Origin of the sequence: Enterococcus italicus (assembly GCF_023743875.1) — a bacterium.
Lineage (GTDB): Bacteria > Bacillota > Bacilli > Lactobacillales > Enterococcaceae > Enterococcus_G > Enterococcus_G italicus.
The window spans coordinates 1,221,504-1,234,741 of the sequence record NZ_JAMRVB010000001.1 but is presented as its reverse complement, the minus strand read 5'-3'; the positions used below and the strand labels follow the sequence as shown (position 1 = coordinate 1,234,741).

The 13,238-nt window shown below is 39.6% G+C and carries 14 protein-coding genes; 11 read left to right on the top strand and 3 right to left on the bottom strand.

The genetic code is table 11. From position 1 onward, the window contains the following. Window positions 1–120 precede the first annotated feature (120 nt). The 3 genes from NE257_RS05945 to NE257_RS05935 form a co-directional block, all read right to left on the bottom strand. A complete protein-coding gene (locus NE257_RS05945; RefSeq protein WP_251854678.1) occupies window positions 121–702 on the bottom strand; it encodes a nitroreductase family protein in 582 nt (193 codons plus the stop codon). Between the two features lie 87 nt (window positions 703–789). Further along, entirely contained in the window at window positions 790–1,116 is a 327-nt protein-coding gene (locus tag NE257_RS05940) for an AzlD domain-containing protein (protein WP_251885989.1), read from the bottom strand. Continuing rightward, complete coding sequence (locus NE257_RS05935) at window positions 1,103–1,810, bottom strand: AzlC family ABC transporter permease (RefSeq protein ID WP_007207976.1); 708 nt, start codon at window positions 1,808–1,810, stop codon at window positions 1,103–1,105. Before NE257_RS05935 ends, NE257_RS05940 begins: the two co-directional genes overlap by 14 nt. 202 nt (window positions 1,811–2,012) lie before the next feature. Between NE257_RS05935 and NE257_RS05930 the strand changes: the two genes are divergently transcribed. The 11 genes from NE257_RS05930 to NE257_RS05880 all read left to right on the top strand — a co-directional run bounded on the left by NE257_RS05930 (window position 2,013) and on the right by NE257_RS05880 (window position 13,143). Beyond that, a complete protein-coding gene (locus NE257_RS05930) occupies window positions 2,013–4,103 on the top strand; it encodes a heavy metal translocating P-type ATPase (RefSeq protein WP_276532349.1) in 2,091 nt (696 codons plus the stop codon). 164 nt (window positions 4,104–4,267) lie between these two features. Continuing rightward, on the top strand, window positions 4,268–4,534 hold the full coding sequence (locus tag NE257_RS05925) for a hypothetical protein (protein ID WP_007207978.1): 267 nt from the start codon (window positions 4,268–4,270) through the stop codon (window positions 4,532–4,534). A 102-nt stretch (window positions 4,535–4,636) separates the two neighbouring features. Continuing rightward, window positions 4,637–5,104 (top strand): RpiB/LacA/LacB family sugar-phosphate isomerase, encoded by a 468-nt coding sequence (locus NE257_RS05920; RefSeq protein ID WP_251885988.1) that lies wholly within the window; start codon window positions 4,637–4,639, stop codon window positions 5,102–5,104. A 10-nt stretch (window positions 5,105–5,114) separates the two neighbouring features. Continuing rightward, window positions 5,115–6,050, top strand: coding sequence for a cation diffusion facilitator family transporter (locus NE257_RS05915; protein WP_251854680.1), 936 nt, complete (start codon window positions 5,115–5,117; stop codon window positions 6,048–6,050). Window positions 6,051–6,641: 591 nt separating this feature from the next. Next, entirely contained in the window at window positions 6,642–7,574 is a 933-nt protein-coding gene (locus tag NE257_RS05910) for a phosphate/phosphite/phosphonate ABC transporter substrate-binding protein (protein WP_251851784.1), read from the top strand. A 98-nt stretch (window positions 7,575–7,672) separates the two neighbouring features. Next, the gene (gene phnC / locus NE257_RS05905) at window positions 7,673–8,464 is read left to right on the top strand and encodes a phosphonate ABC transporter ATP-binding protein (RefSeq protein WP_251851783.1); all 792 of its coding nucleotides are present in this window, start codon (window positions 7,673–7,675) and stop codon (window positions 8,462–8,464) included. Further along, entirely contained in the window at window positions 8,464–9,246 is a 783-nt protein-coding gene (gene phnE, locus NE257_RS05900) for a phosphonate ABC transporter, permease protein PhnE (RefSeq protein WP_251885987.1), read from the top strand. The genes phnC and phnE (NE257_RS05900) overlap by 1 nt, the downstream gene beginning before the upstream one ends. Continuing rightward, window positions 9,243–10,031 carry a phosphonate ABC transporter, permease protein PhnE gene (gene phnE, locus NE257_RS05895; protein WP_251885986.1) on the top strand — a complete coding sequence of 263 codons (789 nt, stop codon included), beginning with the start codon at window positions 9,243–9,245 and terminating at the stop codon, window positions 10,029–10,031. The genes phnE (NE257_RS05900) and phnE (NE257_RS05895) overlap by 4 nt, the downstream gene beginning before the upstream one ends. A 150-nt stretch (window positions 10,032–10,181) precedes the next feature. After that, window positions 10,182–10,940: a (Fe-S)-binding protein gene (locus NE257_RS05890; protein WP_251885985.1), complete on the top strand. Its 759-nt coding sequence runs from the start codon at window positions 10,182–10,184 to the stop codon at window positions 10,938–10,940. A gap of 12 nt (window positions 10,941–10,952) precedes the next feature. Continuing rightward, window positions 10,953–12,431 (top strand): LutB/LldF family L-lactate oxidation iron-sulfur protein, encoded by a 1,479-nt coding sequence (locus NE257_RS05885; protein ID WP_251851780.1) that lies wholly within the window; start codon window positions 10,953–10,955, stop codon window positions 12,429–12,431. Between the two features lies 1 nt (window position 12,432). Next, the gene (locus NE257_RS05880) at window positions 12,433–13,143 is read left to right on the top strand and encodes a LutC/YkgG family protein (RefSeq protein WP_251885984.1); all 711 of its coding nucleotides are present in this window, start codon (window positions 12,433–12,435) and stop codon (window positions 13,141–13,143) included. Window positions 13,144–13,238 lie beyond the last annotated feature (95 nt).

Genomic DNA, 13,238 nt, shown 5'->3' with positions numbered 1-13,238 from the left:
ATAAGCTTCAGCTAAAGGGTGCTAAGTCTCTCAGCATCCCTTATGTGAAGCTGTAACTAGAGTATTCAAAGAAGAAGAAACGAAATGGCGGATATTGTTCCAGAAATGAATGACGGGTTCTTAAGGAAGTAAATCACTGACCCATTCACTTGTGGGTCTTCTTTTTCCACTGTTTACCTTGGCTTCTGGATCACGATAGCCAACACGATAATTACTAATCAGCGCATAGTTTTCTGGAAAGCCGATTTTTTTGGCGAAGGTGGGTTCTAAAGTAAAGGGAGAAGAGGCCCAAAAGCCGACCAAGTCGTGTTCTGCCAATAGAAGTGAAAAATTTTGAATAAGTGCGGCAGTTGCTAAAGCAGCATCGGAATTCAACCGGTTGTTTTCCGGAAAAACTTCGTGGGCAAATAATAGCGTGGCTGGTGCTTGACGAATCAATCGATTCATTTTGACAGTGAACTTCTCCTGCGATTTTTCATCGTTAATCAGCCCGATTTCTTGATAGAAGTCGATGATTGATTGGTAAAGAAATTCTTTTTCTTCGGTAGTCGTGATTAATTTGACCAGCCAAGGTTCCTTTTTATGATAAGGTGCATTGCTAGCTTGACCTAATAATTCGATCAATAAGTCTTTTTTGACGGGAGTATCCAAACTCTTTTTTGCTGTTCTTCGTGTCGTAATTCGTTTTTGAATTGATGTCATACGCAACCTCCATAATTTGAGAATAGTTCTCAGTTAGACTAATTTTATAAAAAAATGCGGAATATTGCGAATCTTTTGACTACGATTTCAAAAAAAGAAGCGAATCAATGCCAATGAGGCAATGCCAACTAGGACGATTACGAAGAGATTTTTACTAATTAGGGCGCTGATTACTGTGGGTAGAGAGGCGCCAACATATGTCCATTTGATAAGAGGAAATTGTCCGATTTGAGGTTCAAGAAGACTATCAAACCACAAAGCAGCCATGATAACGAGTGGGACAAATTGTAAATAATCAATGACAATTTTGGGTAAAGTCACCTTTTTTAAAAGAACGAATGGAAGGATACGTGAAACCCATGTAACAAGGCCGCAACCTAGGATAGTTAATAAAATATAGCTAGTTGAAGGCATGTTTGATGACCACTCCTATTCCGCAGACGATTAAGGTAATGACTAGTACAAGTAATGAATGGGGAATAATGATCATGCCAAAATAAATCCCCAAAAAGGTCAGACCGATTAAGCTTAGTTGTAAGGCAAGTGACAACTGCCGATTGGTGGCCACTTGCAAATAAAGCAGTCCAATAAACATCGCAACAATCGCAAAGTCTAGCCCGAGTGACTCAGGGTTAGGGATGAAGGCGCCAATCAAGGCACCCACTAATGTCGAACCCACCCAAGTGCCGTAAGACAATATATTCGCAGTATTGAACCAAGCGAAGGATAGCTGATGGTCAGTGGCGATTTGTTTGTTCATTCCTAATGCAAAGCTTTCATCTGTCAAAAAGGTACCGATGAGGATGTTTTTAAGCAATGATTCTTGCTTGAAAAAAGGAGCGACGGTCATGCTCATCAAAATCATCCGCGCGTTGACTAAAAAAGTGGCCAAAACAATGGACAGAATGGGTGTGCTTATGGCCAATAAACTAACGGTAATGAATTGTGCCGACCCAGCATAGATAATGAAAGACATCAAAAAAATAATAAGTGTCGAAAAACCAGCAGCCTTACCGACGACCCCAAAGGCGATGCCGATACCGATATACCCCAACATAGTGGGGAAGGTGTCTTTGACGGCGGCTTTGGCTGTTAACTGTGTATTCATTTGTAACCTCCCATGATGGTGTTGTTTCTATTATACCGAAATTTTTTAGTATGGAAAGAGAGGGTTTTGATTTGACAATCATCTTCTTGGTGGTATAGTAAATGTATAAACTGTTTACTGTTGTAAACGTATGATGAGAGAAGGGATTGCATTGAAAAAAGAGCAAGATGAATTGGCTAAGGTAAAACAAGCGCATGTATCAATGTCAAAAGAAGAACAAATGGCTCACTCAATGGATGAATCGATGAGTCACATGGATCATAAGAATATGGATCACGCGATGCATGAGGGTATGAACATGGATCATGACATGCACGGTGGCATGGATCACAGTATGCATATGGGAAATTTTAAGCAAAAATTTTGGTTGTCATTGATTGTGGCGATTCCTATTGTGTTGATGTCGCCTATGATGGGGGTCACGTTACCATTTCAATTTCAATTTCCAGGATCAGATTGGCTCGTGCTTATCTTGGCTACTTTTTTATTCTTTTATGGCGGGCAACCGTTTTTAAGTGGCGCCAAGTCGGAATTAAAACAAAAAAATCCCGCAATGATGACGTTAATCGCCATGGGGATTACTGTCTCGTATGTCTATAGTGTCTATTCCTTTATTGCTACGACCTTTTTAGGAAAAGATGTCATGAACTTTTTTTGGGAATTGGCAACATTAATCGTCATTATGTTATTGGGACATTTGATTGAAATGAATGCCGTAATGAATGCCAGTGATGCATTGCAAAAGCTGGCGGAGTTATTGCCAGATCAAGTGACTCGTGTCACCGATGGCAAGGAAGAAGTCATTTCTTTACAAGATGTTCGTAAAGGCGATACGTTAGTCGTCCGCTCTGGAGACAAAATGCCGACCGATGGCACGATTGTAGCTGGTCAATCGATAGTAGATGAGTCAGCAGTCACCGGTGAGTCAAGAGGAGTGAAAAAAGGAGTCGCTGATGCAGTCATCGGTGGGTCAGTCAATGGTGAAGGAACGCTCACCATTCAAGTCACTGGGACCGGTGAAGAAGGCTACTTAGCAAAAGTTATGACGATGGTGCGACGGGCACAAGCTGAGAAATCAAAACTAGAAGCTCTGTCAGACAAAGTCGCAAAATGGCTCTTTTATGTTGCATTGATCGCAGGTCTTTTGGCCTTTGTCGTTTGGCTTATTGCGGCCGACTTGCCGACTGCACTAGATCGGATGGTGACGGTCTTTGTGATTGCTTGTCCTCACGCACTTGGATTAGCCATTCCACTCGTTATTGCTCGTTCGACCTCTATTGCTGCTAAAAATGGCCTCTTATTGAAGAATCGCAACGCACTAGAAAATTCACATGATTTGTCGATGATTTTACTTGATAAAACAGGCACACTCACACAAGGAACCTTTGCTGTGACAGGTGTGGAACAATTTGATAATCAGCTTTCCAAAACAGAATTTTTGGAATACCTTGGTGCTCTTGAGAAGACAGCGAACCACCCAATCGCTATTGGAATCATGCGGTACATTCATGAACAAGGAATTAAACCTTTGGACGCTACAGACACAAAGGCCGTGACTGGTGTAGGGTTAAGCGGTACGGTTGCAAGCAAAGAATTGACTATTTTAAATGAGAAAGCTTTGACAGATGAAGAAAAACAAACGCTTGATGCCAAAACTTGGCGTCGGTATCAAGAACAAGGAGATACGATAAGTTTCTTAAGAGTAGCGGGCAAAATTGTCGGATTAATTGCACTAGGCGACGAAATCAAGCCAGAAGCCAAGAACTTTATTAAGGCCTTGCGTGAACGGCAAATCGAACCAGTGATGCTTACTGGGGATAATCAAGAAGCGGCAGCTAAAGTAGCAAATTACTTAGGCATCACACAATTTCACGCGGCATTGTTACCAGATGGCAAAGAAGAAATCGTGTCAAAATTTGTTCGTGAAGGCAAGCGTGTGGCAATGGTCGGCGACGGCATTAATGATGCGCCAAGTTTAGCAAGAGCGACTATTGGTATTGCGATTGGCGCAGGGACTGATGTCGCCATTGATTCGGCTGATGTCGTCTTAACCAATAGCAACCCTGAAGATATTTTGCACTTTTTAGACTTAGCGAAAGCTACCCGTAAGAAAATGATTCAAAATCTTTGGTGGGGCGCGGGATACAATATTTTCGCTATTCCGCTAGCAGCAGGAGTCTTGGCACCAATCGGGATTGTCTTGAATCCAGCTGTCGGTGCGATTTTGATGTCATTTAGTACCGTGATTGTAGCAATCAATGCGATGACTTTGAATCGTACGATGAAAAAATAAAATTGAGTCGTGTAATTCGTCAATTTAGGAGACGAATTACACGATTTTTTGAGTAACTCATTCATTCAAAAGCAAACAAGTGTGCGCTAGTGACCTTTCCATTGTTCTTTCTCTCACATATTGGTAAAATGGACAAATAGTGAAATTTTAAGGAGTCGTGTAGGATGGAAGAGGCAAAATGGCATCAAATTTTATCGAAAGTTGCTACAATAACGGCAATTTTAATGTATGTATCGTATGGACCACAAATTTATGGAAACTTAACCGGTAATCCCACTGGGTATTTACAACCGTTTGTAGCAGCGATTAATTGCTCATTATGGGTTGTATACGGATACGGGAAACGCAAAAAAGATTGGCCCGTTATTTTAGCGAATGCGCCGGGCGTTATTTTTGGATTATTAGCAGCAATCACTGCGTTATTGGCATAAACAGTAAAGTCGGACATAGAAGCAATGATTCTATGCGTTCGGCTTTTTTTTCTCTATCATCTTGGCGTATACTAACAAGGAATAGAAAGGGGCAATTATAAGATGAACATTGTATTTGCGAGTGATCACGCAGGAGTCGTATTAAAAAAAGAAATTATCAAACTTGTTGAAGAAATGGGGCATGAAGTGCAAGATTTAGGTCCATACACGGAAGAGGCCGTTGATCTTTCTGATTATGTCTATCCAGCAGCTTTAAAAGTCGCAACCAAAGAAGCAGAGCGGGGTATTTTTATTGATGGTGTAGGCTATGGGAGTGCTCTGATTGCTAATCGGATTTTGGGTATTGATGCAGTAGTCTGCCAAGATCCATTTTGTGCCAAATTAGCACGCGAGCATACCAATAGCAATGTGTTGTGTTTAGGTGGAAAAATTATCGGTTCGGCGATTGCCCTAGAGATTGTTAAAACATGGTTGACAACGGACTTCTCAGCAGAAGAAAAGTACATTCGTCGCGTCAAGAAAGTGCAAGCTATTTCTGAGAAACATCTAAAGCCACTATCAGAAATATAAGGAGGATTATATGGTTGAGCAAAAGTCAAAGGGAATGGGTTCGGTCATAGCGGCATTGATTGCCAATATATTAGTAGCAATTAGTAAGTTTGTCGGTTACTTTATTAGTGGTAGTGCAGCGATGTTAAATGAAAGCATTCATAGTGTTGTCGATTGTAGTAATCAAATATTGTTATTATTTGGTGATCGACGGTCCAAAAAAGGACAAAGCGACTTGCATCAATTTGGTGAAGCTCGTGCGAAGTATTTCTTTAGCACGATTGTTGCGACGATGCTGTTTTTCGGTGGTGGAATTTTAGGTATCATGGAAGCCATCGAAAAACTATTCCATCCCAGTCATGAAGTCAATAACCCGTGGATTGTTTTATTGATTTTGGTATTTGGAATCGTCGTCGAAGGATCATCTTTGCGTGTTGCGTTTAAAGAAATCAACGAATTGAATACAGAAAAGCAAGCGATTTTGACCTTTTTAAGAGAAAGTCGACATAGCGAAATTTTGATTATCTTTACCGAGGATTTTTGTGCGGTAATCGGGCTAGGTTTAGCAGCTATCGGAACGGTGGCAACCATGTTGACCAATAACCCAATGTTTGATGCTTTGAGTGGGTTATTGATTGGACTATTATTGACAGGTGCGGCAATCTTTTTGGCTCGTGAATTTTATAGTTTGATCGTTGGCGAGAGCGTTACGGCTAGTGATCTAAAGAAAATCATGCTGGCATTTAATCGTGCCGATGTCGAGCGTTTAATTGATATCAAGACCATTCACTTAGGTCCGGATGAAATTATGATTGCTGCCAAGATTGATTTATTGGATACGCAAGAGGCGAGAGGCTATGCAATTATTAATGAGATAGAAGCAGCGATTCGTCAAGAGTTAGCTGGAAAAAAAGCATATATTTACATTGAAACAGACAAATACGATCCTAATTACTATCGAGAATAAGTCGATATAAGTGACATAATTTTGTGTTGCTCAATCTGAAGAAAACAGCGAGACAGAATTAGCTACAAGCAACAGTCAGAAAATCCAAAAGTTTGAAAACCAACTTCTGGATTTTCTGGCTGTTTGCTTGTCACTAAACAATTAAATTGAGAACCAATTTCTGGAATTTGTGAGTTTACTGCTCGAATCTAGACGCTTTAGTCACGACCTTAATAAACGGTGTTCCAAAAGCAGATTCTTCGGCAATAAGTCAAAAATCCCAAAAATTGAGAACCAATTTCTAGAATTTGTGAGCTTATCGCTCGAATCTAATCGCTTTAGTCACGACCTTTTTCTTTACATAATTTTTACATAAATACAAACCAATCCTAATGAAAGATGTGTATAGTAACGAGTGGATAAGGAAATGAGAAGTAGGATAAATATTTCGTGTCGATTAGAAAAAAGGATTTAAGGAAATTCTTAGCAAAACAGGAGCTAATTCTCATGAAAATATAATACAAAATCATTGATACTATCCGATTATTCATTTATAATTTAGTAGCAATTGTTCGTATTTAATTGCAAAACATTTACTAAAGGGGAATAAGGATGAAAGTTTGGAAGAAATTGGCAGCAGTTGGCTTGAGTTTAGCTGCAGCAGTTACATTAGCGGCATGTGGGAGCTCTAGTTCATCAAGTTCTTCATCAAAAGATGGAAGCTATGAGCCAAAAAAATTAACGGTACAATTCGTTCCTTCACAATCTGCTGAAACATTGGAAGCAAAAGCGAAACCATTGGAAAAATTATTGAGTAAGCAATTAGGCATTCCAGTCACTGTAAGTGTTTCTACTGACTATAATACCATTGTAGAAGCAATGGGTTCTAAACAAGTGGATGTTGGTTTCTTACCACCAAACGCATATGTATTGGCTCATGAACAAAGTGGTGTGAAAGTACTTCTTCAAGCACAGCGCTATGGCATTTCTCAACCTGGTGGAAAGAGTACAGATAAATTAGTAGATAGTTACCGTTCAATGATTGTTGTGAAAAAAGGAAGCAATATTAAAGATGTTGATGATTTAAAAGGGAAAAAAATCGCAACGCAAGACGTAACATCTTCAGCAGGCTATGTATGGCCAGTTGCTGAATTGAAGAAAAAAGGAATTGATATTAATAAAGATGTTACAACAGTGCAAGTGAAAGGTCATGACCAAGCTGTTCTTTCCGTTCTAAATGGAGATGTGGACGCAGCCTTTGTCTTTGAAGATGCCCGTAATACAGTGAAGAAAGACTATCCACAAATTATGGATGAAGTAGAACCAATGTATTTCACTGAACCTATTCCAAACGATACAATCAGTGTTCGTTCGGATATGAGTGAAGAATGGGACAAAAAAATCCAAGACGCCTTTATTGCAATCGGGAACGACCCAGAAGGAAAAGAAATTATTTCTTCTGTCTATTCTCATGAAGGATATGTGAAATCAAAAGACAGCAATTTTGATATCGTTCGTGAATACGCAAAAGAAGTTGGACAATAAGCAGCTGTTTCTATAAAATAGACAAAGGGTATCGAGTGTTGCCGATACCCTTTTGCATTGTGTTTTTTTATTTTTATCAAAAGAAAGTAGGAAAAAAAGTGACAGAGGAAAATCAATCGATTATTTCGTTTAAAAAAGTCAACAAAGTTTATCCAAATGGGGTACACGGGTTGCGTGATTTAAACATTGATATCAAAAAGGGAGAATTCGTCATTGTTGTCGGATTGTCTGGTGCAGGTAAGTCGACTATGTTGCGGGCAATTAATCGTCTGCATGAAATTTCAAGTGGTGAAATATTAATCGACAATCAATCAATCACCAAAGCAAAAGGCAAAGAATTGCGATTAATTCGTCGGGATATAGGCATGATTTTCCAAAGCTTTAATTTAGTGAAGCGTTCAAGTGTTTTACGTAATGTATTGACTGGACGAGTGGCATACCATCCAACTTGGAAGATGTTATTGGGATTGTTTCCAAAAGAAGATAAAGAACGTGCGTATCAATCATTGCAACGTGTGAATCTAGCAGAAAAAGTCTATACAAGGGCGGATGAACTTTCTGGTGGCCAACAACAGCGAGTATCGATTGCACGCGCCTTAACACAAAAACCAAAAATTATTTTAGCCGATGAACCGGTCGCGTCATTGGACCCGGTAACGACGGAAAAAGTAATGGATGATTTGAAACGCATCAACCAAGACTTTGGCATTACGATTGTTGTCAATCTGCACTCAGTTGAATTGGCACGTCAATACGGTACGCGTATCATTGGATTACGCGATGGCAGTCTTGTATTTGATGGTCCGGTAGCAGAGGCGACAGATGAAACGCTAAGAGCCATTTACGGCGGAGAAATTCTAGAAGAAAAAGCACAAGGAGCGATCGTCTAATGAATTCACAGACTCTACCAAAACGTGGAGGACTCTGGAAAAATATCTTGTGGCTAGTCATTTTTATTCTTATTTTGATTGTAAGTGGCGATATCTCTGGTGTCGACATTCCTCGTTTTTTGATGAATGCTGGGCAGATGAATATTATCATTGAAAAAATGGCGCGTCCGGATTGGTCCTATGTTTCAATTATTATTGATCCGATTCTAGAAACGCTACAAATGGCGATTATTGGTACAACCATTGGGGCATTAGTTGCGTTTCCATTTTCTCTTTTTGCAGCTCGAAACGTCGTACATAGTAAATGGATTACGGGTGTCTTTCGTTTTGTGTTAAATATTATTCGAACCATTCCTGATTTGATGTTAGCGGCTCTGTTTGTGGCAATTGTTGGGATTGGACCGGTAGCTGGGGTTATATCTTTGGCCGTCTTTACCTTTGGGATGGTATCCAAATTGTTTTTTGAATCTATTGAAACAATTGATGATGGACCGATTGAAGCCATTACTGCTTCAGGTGGATCAAAATTAGATATTATTCGTTATGCCGTTTTACCACAAGTCTTGAGTCATTTTTTAAGCTACTTACTTTATGCATTCGAGATTAATATTCGGGCATCGACAGTACTAGGGTATATCGGTGCTGGGGGAATCGGGATTTACTTGCAACGTTCACTCAGTCAGTTCCGTTACGACCAAACATCAATTATTGTACTCGTGATTTTTGCGGTCGTATTAATTATTGATACAATTAGTAATAAGTTAAGGGAGCGATTAATATGATGCCGGCTGAACCAAAAAAACATCTGGTAAGAAATTGGCTGATTGCTCTATTGTTACTAATTATATATATATGGGCATTCTCTGGTATTCCATTTACAGGTGTCAAAGAAAATGTAAAAGAAATTGTAGGATCAATTTTTCAAGGATTAACCCATCCTGATTGGGCATATGTGTACACAGGTGATGGCGAAGATTTGGTGTCCTTGATGATTCAAACAGTAGCGATTGCCTTTTTAGGAACGTTTATTTCTTCTTTATTGAGTATTCCATTTGCCTTTTGGGCTGCGCGTACGAAACAGGGAAATCGTTTTGTCTCAGGAAGCGGAAAAATTATGCTAACAGCAATTCGTACGTTTCCAGAAATTGTTTTAGCCATTATGTTTATTAAAACAGTCGGACCAGGTTCATTTGCAGGGGTATTAGCAGTGAGTGTCCATTCGATTGGGATGTTGGCTAAGTTATATAGTGAAGCCATTGAAAATATGGATCAAGGTCCATCTGAATCAGTCGTCAGTGCTGGAGGGAATCGTTGGGATATATTAGCCTATGCGACATTGCCTCAGCTCGTACCTGAATTTATTTCCTTCACGCTGTATCGCTTTGAATTAGCGGTACGTTCTGCTTCAATCTTAGGGATGGTTGGCGCTGGTGGGATTGGTACACCAATGATTTTTGCCATCAATGCACGAAATTGGAGTCGGGTTGGAATTATCTTAATTGGAATAATTATAACTGTTACAATAATTGATTTTATTTCTGGTCAGCTAAGAAAACGATTAGTATAAATTAGAAGAAAACGCATGAGAACAAGCTTTCTCGTCCGTTTTCTTTTGTTTATACAGATTACTCTTTCCGTCAAAAAAAGGTAATTTTTTTTTGAAAGGTATTTTGAAAAGGAGTATACTAAAATTATTCTAATGTAGGAGATGACGATCATGAAAGTGAGTTTATTTACGAGTTGTGTCGTAGATGCCCTTTTTCCAAATGTATCGATAGCGATAGTAGAAGTTCTTGAACGCTTTGGCGTTGAAGTAGTATACCCTGAAAATCAAGTTTGTTGTGGCCAACCCACATTAAATAGTGGCTATCGAGAAGAATCACGAAAAGTATTAATTAATCAATTGGAAGCATTTAAAGATGCAGACTATGTCGTAGGTGCTGCAGGAAGTTGCACAGCCTCTATGAGAGAATATGCGGAGTTCTTTAAAGATGATCCCATCTACTATGAAGAAGCAGTAAAATTACACGATAAAACATATGAATTTACGCAATTTTTGTACCATGTCTTAGGATTAAAAGATGTTGGTGCTACTTTAAACAAAAAAGTAACTTACCACCGTTCTTGTCACATGACTCGAATTTTAGGTGAGCGCGAATCACCTTTTGAATTAATGAAATATGTAAAGGGACTAGAATATGTAGAAATTCCCCATATCGAAAATTGCTGTGGCTTTGGTGGTACATTTTCTGTGAAAGAACCAATCATTTCCAATGCGATGGTGACCGAAAAAATGAATGATATCATTGACACTGGTGCCGAAGTATTAATTAGTGCGGATATGGCTTGTTTGATGAATATCGGTGGGAAATTTAACCGTGAGGGTCAACCGATTACAATTATGCACATTGCAGAAGTCTTAAATCACGATATCGATCCGACACGAGTAACTATTCCAAAAAAGGCGTTAGCATAGGAGGACGGATACATGGGACTAAAAACGAGTACCTTATCTTTCGATGAACGATGTACAGAAAACATCGAAGACAAACAAATGCAAGCCGCTTTAAAAAAATCTCAAGATGCTCAATGGATTAAGCGTGAAGGTGCACGAGAGGAATTGGGAAATTGGGAACAATGGCGTGAGCTAGGCCAACAAATCCGCCAACATACGTTGAACCATTTACCTGATTATTTGGAACAATTTAGCGACAATGTCGAAAAACAAGGCGGCCATGTATTCTTCGCAAAAACAGAAGAAGATGCCCAAAATTTTGTGCGTAAAATTGTTTTAGAAAAAGAAATTAAAAAAATTGTGAAATCAAAATCCATGGTAACGACAGAAGTTGGGCTGGATCCGATGTTTGAAAAAATGCCGGGGGTCAGTGTGGTGGAAACTGATTTGGCAGAATTTATTTTGCAAATGGATGATTGGGATGAACCTTCGCATATCGTATTCCCCGCTGTTCACAAAAATCGCCACCAGGTGAAACAAATTTTCGAAAAATTAGGCTATGTGGGTTCGGATGAGCCTGTGGATTTGGCAAAGTTTGCTCGTAAAATATTGAGAGAACGATTCTTAGAAGCTGATTTAGGTATTTCTGGTTGTAACTTTGCAATTGCTGATAGTGGCATGATCAATTTAGTGACCAATGAAGGAAATGCTGATTTATGTATTAGTATTCCTAAAACACAAATCGTCTTAATGGGGATGGAACGGATCGTCCCAAGTATCAAAGAAGCAGAAGTATTGGACAATTTGCTTTGTCGCAGTGCGGTTGGTCAAAAATTAACGAGCTATGTGACGTTTGCTGGTCGCAAGCATGAAGATGAATCAGATGGACCAGAAGATTTCTATGTCGTTATTGTCGACAATGGTCGTTCCAATGCATTAGGTACACAATTTCAAGAAATGCTGCAATGTATTCGTTGCGGTGCTTGCCTAAATGTGTGTCCAGTCTACCGTCATATTGGCGGTCATGGCTATGGTTCAATTTATCCAGGTCCAATGGGGGCTGTTTTGTCACCAATCTTAGGTGGCTATGAAGAATTTGGGGATTTACCTTATGCATCTAGTCTCTGTGGCGCATGTACGGATACATGTCCGGTCAAAATTCCATTGCATAAACTGTTGATTGAACATCGTACCGTGATGACAAATGAATTAAAAATGAAGCATGGTATTGACGATGCTACAATGAAAATGATTGGTCGTGTAACGGCATCGCCAATTGTCTTCAAAATGGTCGAAAAAGTCGATCATGCAGGCTCAGCGCTAGTAACGAAGAAAAAAGATATGAGTGTCAATAACCTATACAACCATGATGGCTACTTAAACAAAGCACCTGCGATGGCTAAAAACTGGACAGATTACCGTGATTTACCACGTCCACCAAAAGCCAAAGACAACTTCCGTCATTGGTTTAAAGAACATCAAAAAGCTAAAGCGCAAACGGGAGGGAAGTAAGATGGTCACTACAACCAATGAAAACAAAGAAAACTTTCTGAACCATTTGGCTGATTGTTTAAGCTATGAACGCCATAGCTTAACAGATCCAGAAGTACCCTTTATGAATAATTTGCCGCATGAAACATTAAGTGATTTGACACAAATGGAATTACTTGAAGTGTTAGAAAAGCAATGCGCGGCCTTGCATTGTCATTTAGTGACGACAGTTCGTTCAGAGCTGCCAGCTACTTTGGCAGCACAAGTGAAAGAATATGGAGAAGGATCGATGATTTTGCCAGACGATGATCGATTTGAAGAGTATGGACTGTCAGAGTTGTATCAACGACCTGACACGTATGTTTGGCAAAAAGGGGCCGATAAGCGCGAGAAAAATATTTTTGAGGCCCAACGAGCAAACATTGGGATTGTATTTGCTGAATATGCTTTGGCAGAGTCAGGTACGGTTGCGCTAGAATCATCGGCAGGCCAAGGTCGCACATTGCACTTTTTGCCTACCAATTATATTGCTATTGTTCCGATTAGCAAGCTTGTTCCTCGGATTACACAGGCTACAGATCAATACGCAGCAAAAGTCAAAGCAGGTGAAACGACAGGATCTGCCTTGAATTTCATTTCTGGACCGTCTAACTCGGGAGACATTGAAATGGTGTTAGTCGAAGGGGTACACGGCCCATTAAGAGTGACGTATATTGTAGTCGAAGATTGCTAAGAAAGATCTCCTGCATGGTATAATGTAGGAGACCCTTTCTTTTTTTCTATTCGTGAGTAATCTTAGTGAAAAAAAGAGGCGCAAAGATTGCATTT